At 71.0% G+C, this 24,653-nt stretch carries 23 protein-coding genes and 1 pseudogene; 12 read left to right on the top strand and 12 right to left on the bottom strand.

The window, feature by feature from the left end; genetic code table 11:
* Positions 1–293 precede the first annotated feature (293 nt).
* Entirely contained in the window at positions 294–1,211 is a 918-nt protein-coding gene (locus K377_RS36895) for a TIGR03619 family F420-dependent LLM class oxidoreductase (RefSeq protein ID WP_111668017.1), read from the top strand.
* A 40-nt stretch (positions 1,212–1,251) separates the two neighbouring features.
* Here K377_RS36895 and K377_RS36890 read toward each other — a convergent pair whose 3' ends face one another.
* Entirely contained in the window at positions 1,252–1,740 is a 489-nt protein-coding gene (locus tag K377_RS36890) for a TetR/AcrR family transcriptional regulator (protein WP_111668016.1), read from the bottom strand.
* Between the two features lie 240 nt (positions 1,741–1,980).
* On the opposite strand from K377_RS36890, the gene K377_RS36885 reads away from it, so the two are divergent.
* On the top strand, positions 1,981–3,528 hold the full coding sequence (locus K377_RS36885) for an MDR family MFS transporter (protein ID WP_111668015.1): 1,548 nt from the start codon (positions 1,981–1,983) through the stop codon (positions 3,526–3,528).
* A 132-nt stretch (positions 3,529–3,660) separates the two neighbouring features.
* Positions 3,661–4,548, top strand: coding sequence for a Bax inhibitor-1/YccA family protein (locus K377_RS36880; protein WP_111668014.1), 888 nt, complete (start codon positions 3,661–3,663; stop codon positions 4,546–4,548).
* A gap of 51 nt (positions 4,549–4,599) precedes the next feature.
* On the opposite strand, the gene K377_RS36875 is transcribed toward K377_RS36880, so the two are convergent.
* The 6 genes from K377_RS36875 to K377_RS36850 all read right to left on the bottom strand — a co-directional run bounded on the left by K377_RS36875 (position 4,600) and on the right by K377_RS36850 (position 10,164).
* A complete protein-coding gene (locus tag K377_RS36875) occupies positions 4,600–5,466 on the bottom strand; it encodes an alpha/beta fold hydrolase (RefSeq protein ID WP_111668013.1) in 867 nt (288 codons plus the stop codon).
* Between the two features lie 73 nt (positions 5,467–5,539).
* Positions 5,540–6,421, bottom strand: a complete 882-nt coding sequence (locus K377_RS36870) for a helix-turn-helix domain-containing protein (RefSeq protein ID WP_111668012.1) — start codon at positions 6,419–6,421, stop codon at positions 5,540–5,542.
* A 104-nt stretch (positions 6,422–6,525) separates the two neighbouring features.
* Positions 6,526–7,383 (bottom strand): alpha/beta fold hydrolase, encoded by an 858-nt coding sequence (locus K377_RS36865; protein ID WP_111668011.1) that lies wholly within the window; start codon positions 7,381–7,383, stop codon positions 6,526–6,528.
* 168 nt (positions 7,384–7,551) lie between these two features.
* On the bottom strand, positions 7,552–8,310 hold the full coding sequence (locus K377_RS36860; protein WP_111668010.1) for a creatininase family protein: 759 nt from the start codon (positions 8,308–8,310) through the stop codon (positions 7,552–7,554).
* 65 nt (positions 8,311–8,375) lie between these two features.
* Positions 8,376–9,455 carry an alpha/beta fold hydrolase gene (locus K377_RS36855; protein WP_111668009.1) on the bottom strand — a complete coding sequence of 360 codons (1,080 nt, stop codon included), beginning with the start codon at positions 9,453–9,455 and terminating at the stop codon, positions 8,376–8,378.
* 181 nt (positions 9,456–9,636) lie between these two features.
* Positions 9,637–10,164 (bottom strand): TetR/AcrR family transcriptional regulator, encoded by a 528-nt coding sequence (locus K377_RS36850; protein WP_111668008.1) that lies wholly within the window; start codon positions 10,162–10,164, stop codon positions 9,637–9,639.
* A gap of 195 nt (positions 10,165–10,359) precedes the next feature.
* Here K377_RS36850 and K377_RS36845 point away from each other — a divergent pair, with 195 nt between their 5' ends.
* Positions 10,360–11,802 (top strand): aldehyde dehydrogenase, encoded by a 1,443-nt coding sequence (locus K377_RS36845; RefSeq protein ID WP_111668007.1) that lies wholly within the window; start codon positions 10,360–10,362, stop codon positions 11,800–11,802.
* A gap of 120 nt (positions 11,803–11,922) precedes the next feature.
* Here the strand turns inward: K377_RS36845 and K377_RS36840 are convergent, their stop codons facing one another.
* Both K377_RS36840 and K377_RS36835 read right to left on the bottom strand, forming a co-directional pair.
* A complete protein-coding gene (locus tag K377_RS36840) occupies positions 11,923–12,780 on the bottom strand; it encodes an oxidoreductase (RefSeq protein ID WP_111668006.1) in 858 nt (285 codons plus the stop codon).
* A gap of 115 nt (positions 12,781–12,895) precedes the next feature.
* Positions 12,896–13,735, bottom strand: a complete 840-nt coding sequence (locus K377_RS36835) for an oxidoreductase (RefSeq protein ID WP_111668005.1) — start codon at positions 13,733–13,735, stop codon at positions 12,896–12,898.
* Between the two features lie 331 nt (positions 13,736–14,066).
* On the opposite strand from K377_RS36835, the gene K377_RS36830 reads away from it, so the two are divergent.
* The 4 genes from K377_RS36830 to K377_RS36815 all read left to right on the top strand — a co-directional run bounded on the left by K377_RS36830 (position 14,067) and on the right by K377_RS36815 (position 17,482).
* A complete protein-coding gene (locus K377_RS36830; protein WP_111668004.1) occupies positions 14,067–14,846 on the top strand; it encodes an SDR family NAD(P)-dependent oxidoreductase in 780 nt (259 codons plus the stop codon).
* A gap of 138 nt (positions 14,847–14,984) precedes the next feature.
* A complete protein-coding gene (locus tag K377_RS36825; RefSeq protein ID WP_111668003.1) occupies positions 14,985–15,410 on the top strand; it encodes an Ohr family peroxiredoxin in 426 nt (141 codons plus the stop codon).
* Positions 15,411–15,498: 88 nt separating this feature from the next.
* Positions 15,499–15,945 carry a VOC family protein gene (locus tag K377_RS36820; protein WP_111668002.1) on the top strand — a complete coding sequence of 149 codons (447 nt, stop codon included), beginning with the start codon at positions 15,499–15,501 and terminating at the stop codon, positions 15,943–15,945.
* Positions 15,946–16,045: 100 nt separating this feature from the next.
* Entirely contained in the window at positions 16,046–17,482 is a 1,437-nt protein-coding gene (locus tag K377_RS36815) for an NAD(P)/FAD-dependent oxidoreductase (RefSeq protein WP_111668001.1), read from the top strand.
* A 90-nt stretch (positions 17,483–17,572) separates the two neighbouring features.
* Here K377_RS36815 and K377_RS36810 read toward each other — a convergent pair whose 3' ends face one another.
* Positions 17,573–18,121 carry a hypothetical protein gene (locus K377_RS36810; protein ID WP_111668000.1) on the bottom strand — a complete coding sequence of 183 codons (549 nt, stop codon included), beginning with the start codon at positions 18,119–18,121 and terminating at the stop codon, positions 17,573–17,575.
* 485 nt (positions 18,122–18,606) lie between these two features.
* Between K377_RS36810 and K377_RS36805 the strand changes: the two genes are divergently transcribed.
* On the top strand, positions 18,607–20,229 hold the full coding sequence (locus tag K377_RS36805; protein ID WP_111667999.1) for a tannase/feruloyl esterase family alpha/beta hydrolase: 1,623 nt from the start codon (positions 18,607–18,609) through the stop codon (positions 20,227–20,229).
* Between the two features lie 44 nt (positions 20,230–20,273).
* On the top strand, positions 20,274–20,864 hold the full coding sequence (locus K377_RS36800; RefSeq protein WP_111667998.1) for a DUF308 domain-containing protein: 591 nt from the start codon (positions 20,274–20,276) through the stop codon (positions 20,862–20,864).
* Positions 20,865–20,953: 89 nt separating this feature from the next.
* Here the strand turns inward: K377_RS36800 and K377_RS36795 are convergent, their stop codons facing one another.
* Together K377_RS36795 and K377_RS36790 are read right to left on the bottom strand one after the other, a co-directional pair.
* Complete coding sequence (locus K377_RS36795) at positions 20,954–22,186, bottom strand: cytochrome P450 (protein WP_111667997.1); 1,233 nt, start codon at positions 22,184–22,186, stop codon at positions 20,954–20,956.
* A 150-nt stretch (positions 22,187–22,336) separates the two neighbouring features.
* Positions 22,337–23,188 carry a Bax inhibitor-1/YccA family protein gene (locus K377_RS36790; RefSeq protein ID WP_111667996.1) on the bottom strand — a complete coding sequence of 284 codons (852 nt, stop codon included), beginning with the start codon at positions 23,186–23,188 and terminating at the stop codon, positions 22,337–22,339.
* A gap of 370 nt (positions 23,189–23,558) precedes the next feature.
* On the opposite strand from K377_RS36790, the pseudogene K377_RS36785 reads away from it, so the two are divergent.
* Together K377_RS36785 and K377_RS36780 are read left to right on the top strand one after the other, a co-directional pair.
* Positions 23,559–24,023 (top strand): annotated as a pseudogene (locus tag K377_RS36785) (DNA starvation/stationary phase protection protein); the annotation flags it as partial.
* Positions 24,024–24,198: 175 nt separating this feature from the next.
* Positions 24,199–24,627: a hypothetical protein gene (locus K377_RS36780; protein ID WP_111667994.1), complete on the top strand. Its 429-nt coding sequence runs from the start codon at positions 24,199–24,201 to the stop codon at positions 24,625–24,627.
* Positions 24,628–24,653: the final 26 nt, after the last annotated feature.

Raw genomic sequence — 24,653 nt, 5'->3', positions numbered from 1 at the left:
GGGCGGCCTCGCATGTGACGTGCTCCCCGTCCTCCCCACCTCGAGCAGCAGACTAATTGGCTCCCGAATATTCGTCACCTCGTATGGCCGGAAAGGTGCTTGATGTGTGGATGATCCGGCGTGTGTGCGCGCCGGAACACGTGTGATGTGAACCCCGCCGACCGCACGTACGTCTTCACATGTGGCCGGTGCCCGGTGGCGCCGCTCCCGGACGCCCTGTCACCGGGGGTCCGGCCGGCCGTGACACGCAAGGACCCGGAACCGGACCGGGCCGCCCTCTGAAGGAGACACCTGTGCAACTTGGCCTCGCCCTGCCGACCTTCGGCCCCGACGCCCACCCGGACGGCATCCTCCGCGTCTCCCGTACCGCCGAGGACCTGGGATACGACTCGCTGTGGACGGGCGACCGCGTCCTGGCCCCGCGCGTCCCGAGCGCGCCGTACCCGAGCGGCGACGGCACGATGCCGCGTGCCTACGAGAACCACATGGACCCGCTGGTCGCCCTGACGTTCGCGGCGTCCCACACGACACGGGTCCGCCTGGGCACCAGCACCCTGAACGGCCTGTGGCTGCCGCCGCTCATGCTGGCCCGCTCGCTGACCACCCTCGACGTGCTCAGCGAGGGACGGCTGGTCGTGGGCCTCGGCCTGGGCTGGATGCCCGACGAGTACACCGCGGTCTCCGTGCCCTGGAAGGGCCGCGGCGCACGACTCGACGAGACGCTGGACGTCCTGGAGGGGTACTGGAGCGGCGATGTCTTCGCGCACGAGGGACCGCTGTTCACCGTCCCGGAGACCGTGGTGGGTCTGGAGCCGCACCAGCGGCCGGGACCGCCCGTGCTGCTCGCCGCGTTCACCCCGGCCGGTCTGCGCCGGATCGGGCGCCGGCTCGGCGGCTGGCTGCCCGTGGCGATGCCGCTGCCCCACCTGATGGGCATGTGGGACACCATCCGCAGGGAGGCGGAGGAGGCGGAGCGCGATCCCGCCGCCCTGCGCATGGCCCTGCGCGTCAACCCCGAACTGACCGAGTCGGAGACCGACGCCGGCCGGATGCCGGGGGCGGGCACTCTCGGCCAGTTCATCGACTACGCCCGGGCCGCCGCCGAGGCGGGGGTGCACGAGCTGTTCGTGGACTTCGGCCAGACACCCACCACCCTCGACGAACGGATCGACCTGGCCGGCCGCTTCATCGAGGGAGTACGACGCGGCTGACGGCACGCACGCGCGGCGCGCCGTGCCGGGAGGCGGCCGGTCAGGCCGCGCCCAGACCGTGCAGCAGTGTGTCGACGACGATGTCCGCCGCCTGCGCGGGGCTCAGCTCGGGCCGTTCCCGGGAGACGAGGTGCATCAGCTGGGGCAGCAGTGCGCTCGCCCAGCCCTCCGGCAGGCCGGGCCGGAGCAGGCCCTCGTCGGTGGCGCGCCGCAGAAAGGCGTCCGTCTCGTGCACGGACGCGTCGCGACGGGCGCGGACGGTGTCGTCGGTGAGCATGCGGGTGAGGTCGACGGGCCAGGTGCGGTTGACGGTGATGATGTTCTCGACGTAGCGGTGCAGGGCGACGGCGACGGGTGCTTCGCGCAGTCGTGCGTCTTCGATGGCGTGCTCGATGGCGTCGAGGCGTGATGCGTAGATGGCGGCGAGGAGTTCGTCGCGGGAGGCGAAGCGCCGGTAGACGGTGCGCCGGTCGACGCCTGCTTCGGTGGCGATGGCGGCGATGCTCGCGCCGGAGTCGGCGGCGAGCATGCGTGCCCCGGTGGTCAGGACTGCTTCCAGATTGCGTGCTGCGTCGGCTCTCACCGCACCGAGTCTAGTGGCGGAATGTGAAGCCTAAGGCGTCTAGCGCCTCTCACGAGTAGACCCATCTCCATTAAGTGCTACATTAACGTGACAGATGAGAGAGTTAGTGCCAGCCCAATGGGTCTCATCGTGGGGGTGCGGTCGGCACGCCGCCCATGTGCGTCACTTCCTGAGAGGCATGTCCTGATGTCGAAGGCACAGCAGTCCGCAGCACCCGCGCCGGGCGGTGTGGCCGCGGCCATGAGCGCGCTGATCCTCGCGGTCCTCCTGGCCGCCCTGGACCAGACGATCGTCTCCACCGCGCTGCCCCGGATGGCGGAGGACCTCGACGGGTTCGACGACATCGCCTGGGTCAGCGCCGCCTACCTGCTCGCCTCCACCGCGGTGACGCCGCTGTGGGGCAAGCTCGGCGACATGTTCGGCCGCAAGCGGCTGTACCTGGCGTCGACCTCGATCTTCCTGATCGCCTCGGTCGCCTGCGGCCTGGCGCGGAACCTGCCCGAGCTGATCGGCGCCCGCGTGCTCCAGGGCATGGGCGGCGGCGGCATGATCGTGCTGACCTTCGCCCTCGTCGGCGACATCGTCGCCCCGAGCGAACGCGGCCGCTACCAGGGCATGTTCGGTTCGGTCTACGGCGTCGCCAGCATCGTCGGCCCCCTGCTCGGCGGCGTCTTCACCGACCAGCTGTCCTGGCGCTGGGCCTTCCTGATCAACCTGCCCGTCGGCATCGTCGCCCTGGCCGTCGCCGCCCGTGCGCTGCCCGCCGCCGCCCGGGGCGCCAAGGCCCGCATCGACTGTCTCGGCGCCACGGTCCTGGCCGCGATCGCGACCGGCCTGGTCCTGATCACGTCCTTCGGCGAGCGCTGGGGCTGGGGCTCGCCGGCCATCGTCGGCCTGATCGCCGCCACCGTCGCCCTCGGCGCGCTGCTGGTCCCGGTCGAGCGGCGCGCCGCCGCCCCGGTGCTGCCGCCGGCCATGCTCGGTTCCCGGACCGTGGTCTTCTCCTCGCTGATCGGCTTCTTCGCCAACGCCGCGATGTTCGCCGTCCTCGTCTACCTGCCGACCTACCTCCAGATCGTCCACGGCGTCTCGGCCACCCTGTCCGGCGTCTCCATGCTGCCGCTGGTCGCCGGTCTGGTCATCAGCCAGTCCCTGGCCGGACGCTGGGCCGCACACGTCGAGCGGCTGCGGACGATCCTGCTCGCGGGCCTGGCCGCCAACCTCGCCGGGCTCCTCCTCCTGGGCACCATCGGCGCCGCCACCGGCACTCCCGTGCTGAGCGTCTACTTCCTGATCACCGGAATCGGCATCGGCATGGTCCCCATGGTCGTGCTGACCACCGTCCAGAACAGCGTGCCCGCCACCGACCTGGGCGCCGCCAGCGCCGTCGTCACCTTCGCCCGCTCCATCGGCGCTGCCTTCGGCGTCGCCGTCTTCGGAACCCTGCTCAACACCGGCTTCGCCGACCGCGCCCACGCCCTGCCGACCGCCACCGGCTTCGACGCCGCCCGCCCCGACACCATCGGCCTGCTGCCCGCCGCCCTGCGCGACACCGCACGGGACGCCTTCGCCCACGCCACGGCCATGGGCTACCTCTGGATCGCCCCCACCCTCGCCGTCGGCATCGTCCTCGCCCTCTTCCTGAGGCCCGCCCGGAGGACCGACGACGGGGCCGGCACCGCCGCGACCCCCTCCGCCGGCGCCGAGGAAACGGTCCGGGCACAGGCCGCATGACGCACTGACGTGACGTCACAGCATCGCCCCGGCACGGTCCGTGCTCACCGTCAAGTGACTGATGCGGGCCGTTTGTCCGGCCGGTCAGGCTGAAGGCGGCCGACACCTTCGACACGGAGAAGAGGACCTGGCGTGACACCGGTCGAACCGCAATCTGTGCTGACCAGCAGCAACCCCGTACTCTCCCGGCCGCAGTTCAGGCGGCACGGGGGACCGAAGACCGCGGCCAGGGACCCACGGGCGGGGATCGCCGTCGCACCGGGCGGGACCGCGCCGGTCCAGGATCCGTTCCGCGAGGGCGGTCCCGCGCCGCTGCCGTTCCCCGTCGCCGACCTGCTGACGATGGACGGCGTCGTCTCCCGCGCCGCGGCGGGGCTCGCGGCGAGCACCCTCGCGGCCGTGCTCTCCTGGACGGTGCTGGTGCATGTCCCCATCGGCACGGCCGTGGCCTACGGCATCGCGGGAGGCGCCGGACTGGCCGCCACGGCACTGGTGTTGATCCAGCGGCGCAGGAATCCGCTGTCGGCGCCCCTGACCCTGACGTTCGCCGTGGTCCAGGGGGTGTTCCTCGCGGTCCTCTCGGCGACCGTCTCCCGGCACCTCGCACCGGGTGTCTTCGTACAGATGGTGCTGGGGACGACGGCCGGCTGCGCCGGAGTGCTCTTCGCGCGCGCGGTCCACTGGATGCGGGCCGGCCGCCGCTTCCGCCCCCTCGCGGGCGCCGGAGTGCTCGGACTGGGGTTCCTCGCTCTCGCCGACCTGGTCCTGTTCCCCCTCCTGGGCGCCGACGGGCTGGGCCTGCGCCCCGCGGGCCTCGCGGTCTTCCTGGGCGTCGTGGGCGTCGGCCTCGCGGTGCCCTTCCTGTCCCTGCACATCGGGAAGGTCGAGGACGGCATCACGTGCGGCGCGTCCCGCGATCTGTCCTGGACGGCAGCGTTCGGGCTCACCCTGACCCTGACCTGGCTCTACGTCGAGACCGTCCGGCTGTTCACCCTCTACCCGGCCGACGACCTCTACTGACCGCCCTCGCGCCGACGAGCCCGCGGGGCGGCGGGCTCGATACGCGAGTGCTCAACGCCCGTACGGGCTGCGGGGAGCCGGGATCGTCGGCAGGAGACGCGGGCGGGGGGATCCCGGACGTCCGGCGACGCTTCCGGGGGAGGAGCCTTCGACGCCGCCCCGGCGGACGGTCCGGAGGAACCCGGTGAGGATCTCCAGGGTCCGCTCCGGCTGCTCCAGAGCCGCCACATGTCCGCCGGCGACCGCGGCCGGTCGGGCGCCGGGTATGCCGTCCGCGAGTTCGACCGAGTGCTCCGGGGCCACGAACCGGTCCGCCGTGGCCGCGACCACCAGGGTGGGAACGGCGACCGTGGGGAGTACTGCCCGCAGATCCAGGCCCTGCGCCAGGGCGAGTTGGCGTGCGGTACCGGGGCCCGACGTCACCAGACGGGCGGTCAGCAGACGGGCCGTCTCCGGGGCGAGGCCGGCCAGATAGCCCTCGGAGAACAGCAGCGAGGCCAGAAAAGGGTTCAGGTCGACGTCGCGTCGGGCGTGCAGCGACGCCCACATCTCCAGGTTGAACCGCAGCGAGGTGTGCGGCCGGGCGAAGCCGGAAAGGGTGCACAGACCGCGGACCGGCCCGGGGTGGCGTGCGGCGGCCTTGACGGCGACGGCCGCGCCGAGCGAGGTCCCCGCGATCACGAAGTCCCGCAGTCCGGCCTCCTGGGCCGCGGCCGCCACGTGGTCGGCCACCGCGTCCACGTCCAGCGGGCCGCCGGGCAGCGGGCTGCTCCCCGATCCGGGGAGGTCCATCAGGACGACGGTGTTCTCGGCCGCGAGGCCGTCGGCCGCCGTGTCCCAGACGTCGGCCGCCGTGCCCCCGATCCCCGGAAGCAGAACCAGACCGGGCCCGCTGCCCCGGATGTCGTACGCCGGCATCTGTCACCCACCTCTTCTCGCGCTTCCTGGGAAGACGAGCGGGAAGGGTGTGTGGGTTCATCCGGCCGGTGCGTCATGAGGTCCGGGTCTCCGCCGGTGCCGCGTCCGCCCGGTCCGCGGTCCAGGCGGAGAGGATGCGCAGGGCGTCGTGGGACGGGCTGCCGGTTTCGGCCGTCAGCACCATCAGACGCTGGCCCGAGTCGTCGGAGCCGGACCAGGTGTCGCAGTCCAGGGTGAGATCGCCGACCAGGGGGTGGCGGTAGTGCTTGGTGCCGTACGTCGCGCTGTTGACCCGGTGCTCGGCCCACCAGGTGCTGAAGTCGGCGTCGCGCAGGGTCAGATCGCCGACGAGACGCGCGAGTTCGGGGTCGTCGGGGTCGGTCCCGGCCTCCATGCGCAGCGCGGCGACCGCGTCGCGCGCGTCGTGTTCCCACTCCCGGTGCAGGTCACGGACCACGGGATCGGTGAACATCAGGCGCAGGTAGTTGCGGCGGGCGGCCGGGATCGCGGCGAAGTCGGTGTAGAGCGCGACGGCGGCGCGGTTCCACGCCAGGACGTCCAGCCGCCTGCCGAGGACGAGCGCGGGCGTCTCGGTGAGCTGGGCGAGGAGCCGGCGCATGGCGGGCCGTACCCGCTGCGCGGGGCGGCGCGTCCGGCGCGGCCGGTCGTCCGTCCGCCCGGCCACCTCGTAGAGGTAGCTCTGCTGGTCCTCGTCGAGGCGCAGGGCGCGGGACAGGGTGTCGAGGACGGCCGCGGAGGCGCGGACGCGCCCCTGTTCGAGCCGGGTGTAGTAGTCCACGCTGATCGCGGCGAGCCGGGCGACCTCCTCGCGGCGCAGCCCGGCGACCCGGCGGGCGGAGTCCGTCTCCGGCAGGCCGCACGCACCGGGTTCGAGGCCGGCCCGGCGGGCCTTGAGGAACGCGCCGAGCGTACGGGCGTCGGAGTGTGCGTTCATGGCGTTCGTTCTCCCGTGATCCGCACACCCGGGAGGTGTGCGGGGCGATGTCCTCGGCGCGGCCCGAGGGCGGCGGGACCACATCCCGCCGCCCTTCGAGGGGGTCAGCGGACGGTGGCGTGGGCGGCCCGCTCGATCACGTCGGCCACCAGACGGGGGTGGGAGACGGCGACCGAGTGGGAGGCGGCGACCTCGGTGGTGTGCGCGTGGGCGCGCCCGGCCATGAAGCGCTGGACGGCGGCCGGGATGTTGAGGTCCTCGGTGGTGACGATGTCCCAGCTGGGCGTGGTCCTCCAGGCCGCGGTGGTGGCCTTCTCCTCCAGGGCGGCCTGGGCGATCGGCCGCTGCGCGGCGGCCATCAGGGCGGCCTGCTTCGCCGGCACGTCGGCGGCGAACTGGTGGCGGAACTTGTCCTGCTGGATGTAGAGGTCGGTGGCGGTGGAGCCGTCGGCCTGCTGATAGGTGACCGGGTCGAGGGCGTCGGGGAGCGTGGAGCCGGGGTACTTGTTGGTGAGCTCCAGGGCGCTCTCGCCGGCGGCGGGCAGGAAGGCCGCGACATAGACCAGGGCCTTGACCTCGGGGTCGTTCGTGGCCGCCTCGCTGATCACGTTGCCGCCGTAGGAGTGGCCGACGAGGATCTTCGGGCCCTTGACGTGGTCGAGGACCGTGCGCAGGGCGGCGGCGTCGGAGGCCGGGCCGCGCAGCGGGTTGGCGGCGGCGACGACCGGGTAGCCGTCGGCGCGCAGGTCGGCGATGACACCGTTCCAGCTGGAGCCGTCGGCGAAGGCGCCGTGCTCCAGGACGACGGTCGGCCTGGCGTGCCGGCCGGTGTCGGCGGCCCGGGTGGCCTCGGTCGCGCCGGCGGTGCCGCTGAGGGCGAACGCGCCGAGCGCGAGCCCTGCCGTGGCCACCGCGACGGCGCCCGTGGTCAGCCGCTTGCGGCCGCCCTTGATGCTCACCATGACAGATTCCTCTCAGACATTTCGGTACAGGAAAGGGCGGGTGGGCCGACCTCGGCCAGCTCGTCACCGCTCCAACTGGTTATTAACGTGTCATGCGGTGCGTCACTCGTCAAGACGGTGACGTGAATGATCGCGCCTGTGCCCCGCGGTGGGCGGCGATCTCGGGCGCTACGTCGCCCAGGGGTCCCGCACGACGATGTCCGCGAGCGCGGCCGCGCAGCCGGCGAGCATCCGCTCGCCCTTCTCCGCGCTCGCCGTCCGGGCGTCGCCCGCGACGCCGGTCTCCGTGATCCGGTCGAAGGACACGGCCATGTACAACGGGTCGGTGGACTCCGCGGGCAGTGTGATCCGTGGTCCGTGCGCCCGCGCCAGGTGCTCGGCGCGGATCAGGCCGGGGTGGGCCGCCATCATCATGGACGTCTCGCCCTCGCACGCGTGCATGAGGCCGTCCTGGGTCTCCAGGGTGTCCCGCACCACGTCCCGTCCGGCGCCGAAGTAGCTGGCGAACGCGATCGGCGTCGACAACTCCGCGGTCAGCTCGGTAGTGAGGGCGTTGAGCGCGGTCATGTTCCCGCCGTGCCCGTTGACGATCAGGACGCGGGAGAAACCCACCCGGATCACGGACCGGCAGATGTCCCGCAGCAGCGCGTGCAGTGTCGGCAGGCTGAGCGTCAGGGTGCCGCCGAAGGCCATGTGGTGCTCCGACAGACCCGTGGGGATCGAGGGGGTGACCACCACGCCGGTGTGCTCGGCGGCCAGCACCGCCGCCCGGTGGCACACCTCCGTGGCGAGGAAGTCGTCGACGCCGGTGGGCAGATGGGGCCCGTGCTGCTCCGTGGCCCCGATGGGTATCACCACCACCGCGTCCCGCGCCGCGAGGGCGCGCAGGTCGGCGGCGGTCAGACGGTTCCACTGGACTTCGGTCATCCAGGGCTCCTCCTGGACGGGCCGACACGGTGCGCGGCACCGGGCCGGCGGCGGATACGGGGATCTCAGAGGTGGTCGGCGTCGACCACGGCCTGGGCGAAGGCGGTGGGCGCCTCCTGCGGCAGGTTGTGCCCGATGTCCGTGATCAGGCGGTGCAGGTACGGGCCGGTGAAGTGCTTGCGGTAGCCGGAACCGTCGCCGGGCGCCGCGGTGAAGGGGTCGAGAGCCGCGTCGAGGGTGACCGTCGGCACGTGGATGTCGGGCTGCGCCGCGAGCTGCTTCTCGTAGCGGTCGTAGCGGTGTTCACCCTCGATGAGGCCGATGCGCCAGCGGTAGTTGAAGAGCACGATGGCGGCGTAGTCGGGGTTCTTGAACGCCTCGGCGGTGCGGTCGAAGACGGCGTCCGAGAAGTTCCAGTTCGGGGAGACCAGCGTCCACACGTATCGGCACAGCGCGATGCGCTTCGTCTCGTCCTCCATGGTCAGCTTGCCGCGGTCGGCGGCGAAGTACCACTGGTACCACCAGTTGTGCTCGGCGGCCGGCGGAAGGGGGTCCATCTGCGCCTTGACGTCGGTGATCAGGTAACCGCTGGTGGAGACGAGGGACGTGACGCGCTCGGGCCACAGCGCGGCGATGATGTCCGCCGTGCGCGAGCCCCAGTCGAAGCCGGCGAGGGTCGCCTTCTGGATCTTCAGGGCGTCCATGAACGCGATGATGTCGAGCGCGATGGCGGACTGCTCGGCCGTGCGCGGCGTGCGACGGGACAGGAAGCGGGTGGTGCCGTGGCCGCGCAGGTAGGGAACGAGGACGCGGTACCCCTGGTCGGCGAGGAGCGGCGCGACGTCGACGAAGCTGTGGATGTCGTACGGCCAGCCGTGCAGCAGCAGGACCACCGGGCCGTGGGCCGGTCCGAGTTCGGCGTAACCGATGTCCAGGACGCCCGCCTTGACGTGCTTGAACGTCTCGAACTCGGTGTGGGTCCCGGGGGTGATGGCGGGCACGACGGGGGCGGCGGAAGCGGTGCCGCCGCCCGGCCCGCGCGAAACGGTCGCGGCGGACGCGCCGCCTTGCAGGCCGGCCAGCGAGACCGCCGCCGCGCCGGTGCCCAGGCCGACGGCCTTGCTGAAGGTACGCCTGTTGATCATGTCAAACCCTCTCGTGTGTCTACGGTGAGTGGTGAGCGGTGTGTTCCGTGCCCGGGAGACAGGGGGCAGGTGTGAAGCCGCAGCCCGTCAGGAACGCGGCCGACGGCACACACTCTGGCCCTTCACGAAAGCGGATACATCAGTCAGATGACGGTGGGACACGGACCGCGACACCGGGCAGTCATCCGACTGAGCCGTACGGAGCGCCGCTTCCGCTGTCGGACGGCGCGCCGATGCCGTGCAGAAAGGTGTCGACCGCCAGGTCGGCCGCCTTCCCCGGGCTCAGGTGTGCCTGCTGGTTCGAGGCGAGGGCCACCAGCTGGGGCAGCAGTGTTCCCGCCCAGCCCTCCGGCTGGTCCCGGCGCAGCAGGCCCTCCGCGGCGGCCCGGCGCAGAAACGTGTCGACCTCGGCGATGCAGGTGTCCCGGCGCCGGCGGACGGTGTCGTCGGTGAGCATGCGGGTGAGGTCGACGGGCCAGGTGCGGTTGACGGTGATGATGTTCTCGACGTAGCGGTGCAGGGCGACGGCGACGGGTGCTTCGCGCAGTCGTGCGTCTTCGATGGCGTGTTCGATGGCGTCGAGGCGTGATGCGTAGATGGCGGCGAGGAGTTCGTCGCGGGAGGCGAAGCGCCGGTAGACGGTGCGCCGGTCGACGCCTGCTTCGGTGGCGATGGCGGCGATGCTCGCGCCGGGGTCGGCGGCGAGCATGCGTGCCCCGGTGGTCAGGACTGCTTCCAGATTCCGTGCTGCGTCGGCTCTCATCCCTCAAGAGTAACGACGGTGGGGAGGATCATTGACGTATGGACATCTTTATGTGCATCTAACTAAATCAAGTGCTACATTAAAGTGACAGTTAGAGAGGGTGCCCCGACGGGCCGACCAGCACTGGAAGAGAGAACGCGCATGATCACCTACGACCGGCTTTTCATCGGTGGCTCCTGGGTCGAGCCGAGCGACGCCCAGCTGCTCGACATCGCCTCGCCGCACGACCAGTCGCCGATCGGCCGCGTGGCCCAGGCGCGGCCCGCGGACATCGACCGTGCCGTGGCCGCGGCCCGTGCCTCGTTCGACAAGGGGGAGTGGCGGCTGACCCCGCCGGCGGAGCGGATCGCGGTGCTGCGCCGGTTCAACGACCTGCGCGAGGAGAACGCCGAGAAAGTCGCCCATCTCATCTCCCTGGAGAACGGCTCGGCGGGCTGGTTCACCCGGGCCGGACAGCCTGGCCTGACCCGGCAGGCGAACGCCTACCTGAAGGCGGCCGAGGAGTTCGGCTGGGAGGAGACCCTCGCCCCCTCGGACCCGTCGTCCCCGGTGCGCAGCGTGGTGCGCCGTGAAGCGGTCGGTGTCGTGGCCGCGGTGATCCCGTGGAACTCGCCGTTCTCCTCGGCCACTTCGAAGATCATCCCGGCGCTGCTCGCGGGCAACTCCGTGGTCCTCAAGGTGTCCCCGGAGAACTCGCTGAGCATGGGTTTCCTGGCCGAGCTGCTTGAGCGGGTGGGTCTGTCCGAGGGCGTCATCAGCGTCCTGCCCGCCGACCGGGAGACGAGCGAGCACCTGGTGGCGCACCCGGACGTCGACAAGATCGCCTTCACCGGCTCGACGCGCGCGGGCCGCCGCATCGCCTCGATCGCGGGCGAGCAGCTCAAGCGGGTCAGCCTGGAACTGGGCGGCAAGTCCGCCGCGATCATCCTCCCCGACGCCGACATCGAGAAGGCCGTCGCGGGCCTGAAGTTCGGCTCCCTGCTCAACAACGGCGAGTCCTGCATCGCCCAGACCCGCATCCTGGCCCCGCGCGAGACGTACGAGGAGGTCGTGACGGCGCTGAAGGAGCTGGTCGGCTCGCTGAAGGTCGGCGACCCGAACGACCCCGACACCTTCATCGGCCCGATGATCCGCCCCGACCAGCAGGAGCGGGTGCGCGACTACATCCAGCTCGGCATCGAGGAGGGCGCCCGCCTGGTCGTCGGCGGCCCGCAGATCCCCGAGGGCCTGGAGAAGGGCAACTACGTGACGCCCACCGTCTTCGCCGACGTCGACAACTCCATGCGGATCGCGCAGGAGGAGATCTTCGGCCCGGTCCTCGTCGTCATCGCGTACGAGGACGAGGACGACGCGGTCCGGATCGCCAACGACTCCGAGTACGGCCTGTCGGGTGGCGTCTGGTCCGCCGACGAGGAACACGCCCTTGCGGTCGCCCGCCGGGTGCGCACCGGCACCGTCACGGTCAACGGCGCGTCCGTCGGCTTCGACGGCCCGTTCGGCGGCTTCAAGGCCAGCGGCATCGGCCGCGAGTACGGTGCCGTCGGCCTCGGCACGTACACCGAGTACAAGACCATCACCGTCTGACCCGGTGCGCGAGACGGGATGTGGGAAACGGGAGGCGGCCTCCGGGAGCCGGGACCGGCGGGAAGGAGTCCCGTCGGCCGCCGGCCCGGAGGCCGCATGTCCTTCGTACCGGCGTACCGGTCAGAGCACCGCGTTCTCGGCGGCCCCCGGGAAGTCGGTGCTGAACGCCCGCTCCCGGCCGGCCTCGAACTCGGCCCGCAACTGGTCGAGCTTGACCCCGATGCGCCGCTGGGCGTCGCTGCCCAGGACGACCCAGTGGGCGGGCTTCGGCGAAGTCACGGCCTGAAGGATCGCCTCGGCGGCCCGCTCCGGGTCGCCCGGGAACATCTCCGGCGTGAGACCGCCCATCATCGCGCGGAACGCGCCCGCCGTGGCCGCGTAGTCCTCGATGGCGTCGCCGGAGACCTTCGTCCGGTTCTCGATACCGGTGCGGAAGGAACCGGGCTGGATGATCATCGCGTGCAGGCCGACCGGCTCGATCTCCTGCCACAGGGCCTCGGTGAAGCCCTCCAGCGCGAACTTGCTGGCGGAGTAGTAGCCGTTCGCGGGCAGGCTCGCCAGCCCGTCCATGGACGAGACGTTGACGACGGTGCCGCTGCGCCGCGCCCGCATGCCGGGCAGCACCGCGCGGGTGAGGGCGACCGCGCCGAAGAAGTTGACCTCGAACAGCCTGCGGTAGTCGCTCTCTTCCTGCTCCTCCAGGGCGCCGACGAAGTCGATGGCCGCGTTGTTGACGAGGATGTCGATGCCGCCGAACCGCTCCTCGGCGGCGCGCACACCCGCCGTCCGGTCCCCGGCGTCGGTGACGTCGAGCTTCACGGCGAGCGCGGTCTGCGGGTAACGGGCGGCCAGTTCGGTGGTGGCCCGCGTCGAGCCGGCCGTCGCGACCACCTGGTCGCCCTGGGCCAGGACGTGTTCGGCCAGGGCCTTGCCGAGACCGCTGGAAGCGCCGGTGATGAGCCAGGTCTTACGAGACATGGAGTGATCTCCTTCTGAACGGTGAGCGATGTGTCGTGGGGGAGAGGTGTGCCGTAGGGAAAGGTGCGTCGTAGCGAGAGGTGTGTCGCAGGGAAACGTGACGCGGCCGGGCTGGCTACGCGCCGGCCGGGAAGTCCGCGGCGGCGCCGGCCGCGGCCCACTTCCGCGTCTCCGCGGCCCGCGCCTCGCCCGCCTCCAGCGCCATGGCCACGGCCTGGGCGCCGAGCAGCAGACGGCGCGGCGGGTCGTCGTCGCGCACGGCGCCGATGAGAACCTCCGCCGCGCGGACCGGGTCGCCGGGCTGCGTGCCGTTGTTCTCCGCCCGGTACGTGTTCATGGCGCCGACGGTCTCCTCGTAGTCGGCACCCACGGTGTGCAGTTCCATCGACGAGCCCTGCCAGTCGGTCCGGAAGGCCCCGGGCTCCACGATGACGACCTTCACCCCGAACGGGGCGACCTCGCTCGCCAGCACCTCGGAGAAGCCCTCCACGGCGAACTTGGCGCTCTGGTAGGCGCCCATGCCCGGTGTACCGCCGACTCGTCCGCCGAGCGAGGAGAACTGCACGAACGTCCCCGAGCGCTGCCCGCGCAGTACGGGAAGAGCGGCCCGGGTGACATTGACGACCCCGAAGAAGTTCGCCTCGAACTGGGCCCGGAAGTCCGCGTCCGCCATCTCCTCGATGGGGCCGCTGTTGGCGTAACCGGCGTTGTTCACCACCACGTCCAGGCGGCCGAAGGCTTCGACGCCCGCTCGTACCGCGTCGTGTGCGGCGGCCTGGTCGGTGACGTCCAGCGCGACCGCCCGCACCCGGTCGCCGTGACGGTCGACCAGATCCGCCAGCTGCTCCGGGCGCCGCGCCGTCGCCACGAGCTGGTCACCGGCCGCGAGGACCGCCTCCGCCAAGGCGCGCCCGAACCCCCGGGAGGCGCCGGTGATCAACCAAGTCGTAGCCATGAGAATGCCCTTCTTGTCGCTGATGAGGCTTCTCCCACACTGGCCGCGGGACCGGCATCGGTCCTGCGTCGATTGGCTGACGGTCTCCGGGTGCCGTCCACGGGTGAGGTGGTGGTGCGTACGTCATTGGACTGTTTCGAGTGCGCGGGCCGACTGCACACGTGTGTGCATGGCTCGCTCTTCGGTCACATGTTGAGGTAGGTATGTTCAGCCCAGGAACACTCACGAGGCCCTGAGAGTCCTGATGCTCGCCGTCACCGCACCCACCTGCTTTCGGGCTGATCCATCGTGAATACGCACACATCTGTGACCGACAAACTTTGAAGGAGCCATGGATCTTCAACTCAAGGGTCGACGAGCCGTCATCACCGGAGGCAGCCGCGGTATCGGGTTCGCCGTCGGGCGCGCTCTCGCACAGGAAGGCGCGACCGTCGCGCTGATCGCCCGATCCGCCTCGTACGTCGAGGAGCAGGCGGCGGTCCTTCGTTCGGAGACCGGCGCCGACGTCATCGGCGTCGCGGCCGACACCGGGAACGACGCGTCGGTGACGGAGATGGCGCGGACCGTGCGGGACCGGCTCGGCGGTGTGGACATCCTGGTGAACAACGCCGCCGCCACCAACCCCGGATCCATCTCCGAGGACGATCTGGAATCCGAGATCAACGTGAAGGTGCGCGGCTATCTCAGGTGCATCCGCGCGTTCGCCCCGGAGATGACCGAGCGGGGCTGGGGCAGGATCATCAACATCGGGGGACTGGCGGCCCGTCAGAGCGGGTCGGTGGTCGGCTCGATCCGCAACGTCGCCGTGTCCGCCCTGACGAAGAATCTCGCGGACGAACTCGGCCCGGGCGGCGTCAATGTCGTCGCCGTCCACCCGGGAGCCACCCGGACGTCGACCTTCACCGACATTCTCGGCCGCCGCGCCGAGGCCATGGGCCGCAGCCGGGCGGAGCTGGAGCAGCAGTTCGCCGCGTCCGTCTCCATCGGGCGAGTCGTGGAACCCGATGAGGTGGCGGCTGTCGTCGCCTTCCTGGCGAGCCCGCTCAGCGTGGCCCTCAACGGTGACCCCGTCATCGCCAGCGGCGGGGTGAAGGGCCCGATCCACTACTGAGCAAGCGGGCACCGTAGTAACCGTCTTGACGGGTGACGCAAACATTGTCATCCTTGCATCACCACCTCAACCAGTGACGCGCAGAAGTGTCCGGTGAGGTGGACACCGATCTTTCGACCCAGATGGGGAGCATCAGTCATGGCAGTCAGTTACACCGCCGTTGTCGACGTCGACGGAGAAGGCCGGAACGGCGGTCATGTCCGCTCCTCCGACGGCCTGTTGGAGACCGGCCTGGCCCTTCCCGAGGAGCTCGGCGGCGCCGGCGGCGCGACCAACCCCGAGCAGCTCCTCGCCGCCGGCTGGGCCGCCTGCTTTCTCGGCGCCCTCCGCCGCGCCGCCACCTCCCGCAGGATCCGGCTGACCAGCACCACCATCACCGCCGAGATCACGCTCACCCACGGCGACGACGGCGAGTTCTCCCTCTCCGCGGTCCTCAACCCCGTCCTCGGCGGCGTCGACCGGACCACGGCGCAGGAACTCGCCCTGGCCGCCCACGAGATCTGCCCGTACTCCAAGGCCCTGCGCGGCAACATCCCCGTCACCATCAACGCCGACGCCGCTTGAGCACACCGTCAGGTGACTGATGCCGCGCACAACACCCACACCCAAGACTCGATCCCATGACGGAACCATCGAAAGCGAGACCACAGCCATGGACATGAAGCTCGAAGTCGTCATCCTGCCCGTCTCCGACGTGGACCGCGCCAAGGGCTTCTACGTGGAGCACCTCGGCTGGCGCCTCGACGCCGACTTCCCGATCCACGACGGCTACCGGATCGTGCAGGTCACCCCGCCCGGCTCCGAGTGCTCGATCATCTTCGGGGAGGGCCTCACCCGGCAGGAGGCGGGCACGCTCCACGGCCTGCAGCTGACCGTCACGGACATCCTCGCGGCCCGGAAGGAGCTGGTCTCCCGCGGTGTGGAGGTCTCGGGCCCGTTCCGCGACGCGACCGGCGCCTTCCACCACGCCGGTGACGCCCACCGCGTGCCCGGCCCGCACCCCGAGCGGGCCAGCTACGGCACGTTCGCCGCCTTCAAGGACCCCGACGGCAACGAGTGGTTCCTCCAGGAGGTCACCGAGCGGGCCCCCGGCCGCTGAGAACACGGCATCCGCCGGCCGACCCTCAGAACACACCGACCCCCAGAACACACAGACCGACAGAGACGGGATCCGACCGGCCCCGTCCACCGGAGGACACATGGCGACCGAGAACACCCGCACATACGACGTCATCGTCATCGGCGCAGGCCCGGTCGGTGAGAACGTCGCGGACCGGACCACGGCCGCGGGGCTGAGCACCCTGATCGTGGAGAGCGAACTCGTCGGCGGCGAATGCTCGTACTGGGCCTGCGAACCCAGCAAGGCCCTGCTGCGACCCGCGCTGCTCCGCGCCGACGCCGTGCACGTCCCGGGCCTCGACCCCGCCGTGAAAGGGTCGTTGGACGTCCGGGCCGTCCTGGCGCACCGCGACCGCATGTCCGCCGACTGGAACGACGAGGGGCAGGTCGCCTGGCTCGATGCGGCCGGCATCGAGCTGCTGCGCGGGCACGGACGCCTGGCCGGGGAACGCGAGGTGACCGTCGAGATACCCGAGGGCGGAACGGTGCGCCTGCGCGCCCGGCACGCCGTCGCCGTGTGCACCGGCAGCCGCGCGGCCCTGCCCCCGCTGCCCGGCATCGAGGACGTGCGGCCCTGGACCAGCCGGGAGGCGACCAGTGCCCGGCGGGCGCCGGGACGTCTGGTGATCGTCGGTGCCGGTGTGGTCGGCGTCGAGATGGCCACTGCCTGGCAGGCCCTGGGCAGCCGGGTCACGCTGCTCGCGCGGGAGGACCGGCTGCTGCCGAGGATGGAGCCCTTCGCGGGCGAACTGGTCACCGAGCGCCTGCGGGAGGCCGGCGCGGACGTCCACTTCGGCAGCTCCGTCAGCGGTGTGGCGCGGGTGGGCGACGAGGTCCGCGTCACGCTGTCGGACGGCGGGCACGTCACGGCCGACGAGATCCTCTTCGCCACCGGCCGCGCCCCGCGCTCCCAGGACATCGGGCTCGACACCGTCGGACTGGCGCCGGGAGACTGGATCAGCACCGACGGCAGCCTCACCGTCACCGAGGTGCCCGGGAACTGGCTGTACGCCGTGGGCGACGTCAACCGCCGGGCGCTCTTCACGCACCAGGGCAAGTACCAGGCCCGCATCGCCGGAGCCGTGATCGCGGCCCGCGCCGGGGGAGAGCCGCTGGACACCGGCCGCTGGACCCCGCACAGCGCCACGGCCGACATCGAGGCAGTACCGGGCGTCGTGTTCACCGATCCCGAGGTCGCCGGCGTGGGGCTGACCGTCGAGGAGGCCCAACGCACCGGCCGCGACGTTGAGGTGATCGACCACGAGATCGGCCACCTGGCGGGCGCCCTCCAGTACCGCCCCGACTACAGGGGCAGGGCCCGGATCCTGATCGACCGTGAACGGCAGGTCGTCGTCGGCGCCACCTTCGTCGGGCCGGGTGTCGCCGAGCTGCTGTACTCGGCCACCGTCGCGATCACCGGCGAGGTGCCCGTCGACCGCCTGTGGCACGCCGTTCCCGCCTTCCCCACCATCAGCGAGGTGTGGCTGCGGCTGCTGGAGGCGAGGCGGGACGCGTGACGGCGTCGGCCCGGTGGCACGTGCGGCGGACAGGGACATGCCGGGCCCGCTCCGCACCGCCCGGCGCAGGTGTCGGGCGGAGCCGCCCGCTCAACCCTGCTTCACCAGGGTGTACATGACGGAGCGCTGCTGCTTGTGCCGCTGGATACGCCCCTTGGCGACGAGCGACTCAAGGGTGTTCCGCACCACCTGGGGCGTGGGATTGCGGTCGGGGTGCTTCTTCAAGAGCTCGTCCCGCAACTCCTTCGCCAGGCGCGGCTCGTCGTACGTGCCGAGCAGCTTCGTGAGCAGGTCACCGAGCAGGACCTGACGCGGCTTCCCCTCCGCGCCGGCCTTCGCCGGGGTGCCCGCGGGGGAGGGCTTCACCGGCGCCGACCGCCGCGAAGCCGCCCCGGCCGCGGCCCGCTTCGGCTCCGTGCCGACGCGCTCGTCCTCCGCCTGCTCGGGCAGCCGGGACGCGTCGGTGAAGCCCTCGTACCGCTCGGCGAGGCTGATGATGTCTCCCAGGAGGGCCTCCTCCTGCTTCAGCATCGAGATCCTCTCCCGCAGCTCCTGCTGCAGGCGGCGGTTCTCCTCCAGCTCCGACGCGGCTTGTTCGACGTACCGCGATCGGAGCGTGTCGGCTGACTGGCTGGTCACAACCGTTCACTCCCTCATATGGATGACGCTGCGCATGGTACCCACGTCAAGGGTCCCGTGCGGATAAGTGTCGACGCCGGACGCTTCGCCCGGCATGTTCGCTCTTCACGGTAAGCGCAGATGTGTCTGCGCACGTAGGGAGGGGACACACTTCCTCGATCTCATGTGTGCCACGCGGTGACTGGTCACCGGGATGGATCCGCACCAGCCCGGCCCGTCACCTGGACGACACCGACGTCCGTCGGATGACCTAGGCGTCAATTCACCTGCACAGACCGTCAATTGACTGTGGTTCCGCTGTGGACGCACCGGCAGAGTGATACCCGGAGACGCCGTCGGGTCCGCCCGGTCTCCTCGATTTCATCTTCGACCTGTCATCACCGTTCTAACCGGTGATATGGTCTGCATCAGTTCTCCGCACGTCGTGTGATGTGTACATGTGCTGCCACAGGCAGGCGCACACCTACCTCTTGGATGGGAAACCAATGAAGAAGGCTCTGACGGCACTCGCGGCAGGCGTGCCGCTGGTCGCGGCGGCGGTGTATCTGCCGACCGCCTCGGCGGACGAGGCCGGGAACACCGCCACCGCCACCGCCGCCGCCTGCGCGGCGCCGTCCGTGAAGGCGCCGGCCGGCACCGAGGTCGAGTTCGTGACCGCGGTCCGCCGGGCCGGCGGCACCATCCACGGCACCGGGCTCCTCGGCGGCGACGTCTCGGGCGTCCCGGCCTTCTGCGACGTGACGGTCACGCTCACCCACCCCGGCGAGGGCGACCACGCCAAGGTGCAGACCTGGCTGCCCCTGGCGAAGTGGAACGGACGTTTCCAGGCGCTCGGCGGCAGCGCCTACGGCGCCGGGGACAACGGCGTCGGCCTGGGCACCGCGGTCAAGAACGGCTACGCGGTGACCACCACGGACGCCGGAGTCGGTGACGTCCTGGACACCGGCTGGGTCCTCAACGGCAAGGGCCAGATCAACAGTTCGGCGCTGAAGAACTTCGCCTCCCGCTCCCAGCACGAGGCCGCGGCCGTCGGCAAGTCGGTCGTGGGCGGTGTCTACAGCAAGCGCGCCGCGTATTCCTACTTCGTCGGCTGCTCCACGGGCGGACGCCAGGGCTACATGGAGGCCCAGGCCTACCCCGACGACTACGACGGCATCCTCGCGGACGCGCCCGGTATCAACTGGGACGAGTTCGAGGTCGCCACCCTGTGGCCGCAGGTGGTCCTGAACAACGAGAAGACCTACCCGACCGACTGCGAGTTCAAGGCCTTCACCGATGCCGCGGTCAAGGCCTGCGACACGCTCGACGGTGTCAAGGACGGCCTGGTCAACGACGCGTCCCGCTGCGACTTCGACCCGCGCCGGCTGATCGGCACCAAGGTCCTCTGCGGCGGCAAGGAGCTGACCGTCACGGCGGCCGACGCGGCCGTGGTCCGCAAGATCTGGGACGGTCCCCGCACCACCTCGGGCAAGAAGCTGTGGTCCGGCGTCCCGATCGGGGCCGACCTGTCGGGCCTGGCGCACTCCGCGCCCGACACCGACGGCACCGTCAAGGGCCAGCCGTTCCAGGTTCCCGCCCTCTGGACCCAGCTCTTCCTGAAGAAGGACCCGTCCTTCGACCTCACGAAGATCACCTACAGCGAGTTCACGAAGCTGTTCCAGCAGTCCCAGGCCGAGTACGACAAGGTCATCGGCACCGACGACCCGGACCTGTCGGACTTCCGCAGGTCCGGCGGCAAGCTGATCACCTGGCACGGCCAGGCCGACCAGTTCATCCCGGCCCAGGGCACCGTCCAGTACCACCAGCAGGTCGAGCGGAAGCTCGGCAGCGCCAAGAAGGTCGACGACTTCTACCGGCTCTTCCTCGCGCCGAACACGGCCCACTGCGGCCTCAACGGGCAGGACGGCTCCACCGACGGCCTCGCCGCGCTGACCTCCTGGGTCGAGCACGGCAAGGCGCCCGAGACCCTGCCCGCCACGCTGATCAACGCAAGCGGCGAGGCGGTCGAGCGCGACCTGTGCGCCTACCCCGAGGTGTCCCGCTACAAGGGCCACGGCGACCCGTCCCTCGCCGCCGCCTTCCGCTGCGTCGCCCCCTCCCGGCACTGACCGGGCCGGCGACGACCTCCTGACCTGAGAAAGGCCGAACCGACATGAGCACCCAGACCGCGACCCCGACCGGCCGGGCGGCCACGGGCGAACGTTCCTCGCTGCTGAAGCTGTACCTGGGCCGCGGCATCCTCGCCGTGGCGTGGGCCCTGGCGTTCGCCGGAGCCCACGAGGACGTCGACGCGGTGGCGATCACCCTGCTGGTCGTCTACCCGCTGATCGACGCGGTGTCCTCGCTGCTCGATCACCGTGCCACCCCCGACGGTTCCGAGCGCCGGATCATCGCGTTCAACGGGGTGCTCAGCACGCTGGCCGCCCTGGCGATCGGCGTGGCCGGCGCCGGCGGTGAGGCACCGGTGCTCCACGTGTTCGGTGCCTGGGCCGTCATCTCCGGCGCCGCCCAGGTGATCGTCGGAGTGCGGCGGCGCGGACCCGAGTTCGGCAAGCAGTGGCCGACCCTGATCTCGGGCGGGCTGTCCTTCCTCGTCGGCATCACCTACAACATCCAGGCCGCGGGCGACCATCCGTCGCTCGACGTGCTGTCCGTGTACGCCACGGGCGGCGGGGTGTGGTTCATCCTCCAGGCACTGCTGCTCGGCTGGAAGTCCCGCCAGCTGCGGCTCCGGACGGTCTGACGCCCGTACCGCTTCCGTGAACGGGAACGCCCCGGCCCGCGCCTCGACAAGGCGCGGGCCGGGGCGCGTTCGCGTTCCCCGTACGGGGATCAGTTGACGCGGTAGCGAACCGGCAGGGACAGCACCCCGCGGATGATGCCGGAGCCGATCCACTCCAACGACTCGACGGGAACAGCGAGTTCGAGTTCGGGGACGCGGGTGAGCAGTGTGCGCAGGGCGATGGTGCTCTCCAGGCGGGCCAGCGGCGCGCCAAGGCAGTAGTGGACGCCGTGCCCGAAGGCCAGGTGACGGGCGGCAGGGCGGGCCACGTCGAGCACGGCCGGGTCGCCGCCGTCGGCCTGCGGGGCGTCGCGGCCCGCCGCACCGAGCGCGACGACGACCATGCCGCCCCGGGGGATCGCCACCCCGCCCAGCTCGATGTCCTCGGCGGCGTACCGGCTGGTGGAGCGCTCGACGGAGGTGTCGTGGCGCAGGAACTCCTCCACCGCACCGGGCACCAGGTCGGGCCGCTCGCGCAACAGGCTGAGCTGGTCGGGGTGTTGGAGCAGCGACAGTACCGCGTTGCCCAGCAGGTTCACGCTGCTCTCGTGGCCGGCGACGACCAGCATCATCGCCGTACCCACCAGTTCCTCCTCGGTGAGCCGGCCGTCCTCGTCGTCGCGCACGGCGACCAGCGCCGACAGCAGGTCGTCCTGAGGGGCATGCCGCTTCTCCGCCACCAGATCGGCCAGCAGGCCGTGCAACCCGACCAGCGCCGTGCGGTGCTCCGGCGAGGCCACCTGGAGCGCCAGGGCCGACCAGCGGCGGAAGTCCAGGTGGTGCTCCTCCGGGATGCCGAGGAGCTCGGCGATGACCGTGGCCGGCAGGGGCGCGTTGAACGCCTCGACGAGATCGGTCTCGCCCGCGGGCGGCAGCGCGTCGATCAGGGCGTGGGCGATCTGCTCGATACGCGGGGCCAGTTCGGCCGTACGGCGCGGGGTGAACGCGGCCGAGGCCAGACGGCGCAGCCGGGTGTGCTCGGGCGGGTCGGCCTCCATCATCTGCGCGCCGAGCCCGACCTTGGGCCGGTGCAGGACGTAACCGGCGGCCTCCAGGGCCTCGGCGGCGGGCGTGGCGTCCTTGAGCAGCGCGGGATGGGCCAGTGCCTCCCGGGCCAGGTCGTACCCGACCACCACCCAGCCCTTCAGGCCGAGATGGAACTCGGCCGGATGGATGGGGCCCGCTTCGCGCAACCGCGCGTACCGGGTGGGAGCTTCGGCTTTGAAGGCCGCGTCGATGACCACGCGACCGTCCTCGTACGGGCATGTCCGGCGGGGGCTCATGAGATGTCTCTTTCCTTTCCTGGCGGTCGGCCGACGTGGTGAGAACGCGTCGGACCCGTGGGCGGGTTCAGACGGCGGACCCGCGCACGGAGACACCGCGGGGGCACACGCGCATCGCGTGTGCCCCCGCGGTGTCGGAGACCGGTGAACTCAGTTGTCGCTGTTGAAGATGGTCAGCACCCGCAGCACCTCCAAGTAGATCCACACCAGCGTGGTGGTGATGCCGAAGGCGGCGAACCACGCCTCCTCGCGCGGGGCGCCGTAGGCGACGGCGTCCTCGACCTGCTTGAAGTCCATGGCGAGGAAGGCCGCGCCGAGCAGGATGCCGACGACACCGAAGGCGATGCCGAGGCCGCCGCTCTGGAAGCCGAGACCGTCACCCGCACCGAAGAGGGCGAAGAGGGAGTCGGCGACCAGCAGGATCACGAATCCGGTCGCGGCGGCCGTCACGAACCCGGCGAACCGCCGGTCGACCCGGATCCAGCGCCGCCGGTAGGCGATGAGCACACCCGCGGAGACGGCGAAGGTGCCGAGCACCGCCTGCACGACCACACCCGGAGAGATGTACGTCGAGACCGTGCTGGAGAGCACGCCGAGGAACACGCCCTCGAACGCCGCGTAGCCGAGGATCAGCGCCGGGGACGGCGTCCGTTTGAACGCCTGCGCCATCGACAGGCCGAAGGCGACGAAGGCCGCGACCACGGCGAGGCCGTAGGACATGCCGAGGTTCGCCTCGTCGACCGGGAGCAGCAGCCAGGACAGCACCGCCGCCAGGGTCACCGTGCCGAGCGTCGTGCCGGTGCGCACGATGACGTCGTCCATCGTGACGGCGTCCGTGGCACGGGTGGAGGGTGCGGCGCCCGGTGTGTAGGGGTTGCCCAGATGGTCGTCCGTCGGCGCGCCGCCGACGGTGGCGCCCACCGGCTGCTTCGGGTGGCTGCCGACCCGGTTCGTGTCACCGGCGGCGCCCCAGCGGGAAAAGATCGGGTTGCTGGACTTCACGTCATTCTCCTCGTCCGCCGCTCAAGTGCGGCCTGCTGCAAAGCGTTGACATTGGGTGCGCGGGGCGGCACACGTGTGGCGTTGGCCACGCGCCGGACCGACGGCAGCATTCCCGTTCGCGTGTCACCACTCTAACAGGTGACGAACGGGTTGGTCGGTCGCTCCGTCAGGCCACTCTTCGCCGCGGACGGGACCCGCACATCGGTCAGTTGACGGTCGAGGAGAGCGGGGGCATGTGTGAAGGCCTCGGCGTGGAGGGCCGGTGCGGGATCCCAGCGGTCGACCCGGCAGTCAAACGACTGATTCGAGCGGGGCCGAAGAATTCGAGACTGGTCACGTCAGCGACCATCCGCGAAAGGAATCCACACCCATGACGGTCATCAACGGACCACTGCGGGACAGGGAACGCACGATCGTGGGGAGCGTGCTGCAGGCGACGCTCGTCGATCTGCTCGACCTGTCCCTGGTGGCCAAGCAGGCGCACTGGAACCTCTATGGGCCGGGCTTCCGCTCGATCCACCTTCAGCTCGACGAGGTGGCGATCGCCGCGCGCGACTACGCCGACACCGTGGCCGAACGCGCCGCGGCGCTGGGTGTCAGCCCGGACGGACGGGCCGGAACCGTCGCCGCCACCAGCGGCGTTCCGGACTTCCCCGCGGGCTGGACCAAGGATGTCGATGTGGTCGAAGCCCTGGTGAGGACGTTCGCCGCCGTCATTGAACGGGTGCGGGGGCGGATCGAGGAGGCCGGTGCGGCGGACGCGGTGACCCAGGACCTCCTGATCGGCCTGACCGCCGACCTGGAGAAGCACAGCTGGATGTTCCAGGCCGAGAACGCCGTGGGCACCGTGAAGGCCGTGAACGGGGGGCTGAGGTCGGGGGTGGTGGCCGCCGCGCCACGGCCGTCGTCGGTCCGGGTTGCCCGCGGTAACCTCCTTGACTGGTGACGGAACCGCGTGACAATCTAGCGCCACCGCTCAGAGTAGTTACTCTTCAAGTGAAGGAAATATTATGGCAGTTGTCCGCATCCAGCTCCTCTCCCGGCTCGACCCCAAGGGCGTGCTGGAGGTGCTGACCGATTTCGGTCCCACCCGCGCGCAGTCCTGGCCCACCGTCGACGCCGACCACTTCGAGGTCCACGACCTCGGCGACACCTGGGCCGAGGTCACCGAGGGCACCGCCGCCGCCTGGGAGCGGGCGCGCTACGAGTGGGCGCCGGCCGGGGACACCGTCACCATCACCACGCTGGACTCCAAGCTCTTCGGTGCCGGTGGCGGCTGGGTGTTCAAGATGACTCCGGAGGGCGACGGAACCCGCGTCGACGTCGAGCTGACGCGACAGCCGGCGACGGCCAAGGGCAAGGTGCTCGCGTCCCTTCTCCCGCTGGTCGCTCCCAAGTCGCTGCGCAAGTCGTTCGCGGGCCCCTTGCAGGCCGAGTGAGCGGATCCGCCCGGCCCGGGGCCGGC

The organism is Streptomyces sp. PsTaAH-137 (assembly GCF_003259365.1).
In the GTDB taxonomy this organism is placed as follows: domain Bacteria; phylum Actinomycetota; class Actinomycetes; order Streptomycetales; family Streptomycetaceae; genus Streptomyces.
The sequence above is the reverse complement of the archived record's forward strand: the minus strand, read 5'-3'. Positions and strand labels throughout refer to the sequence as shown.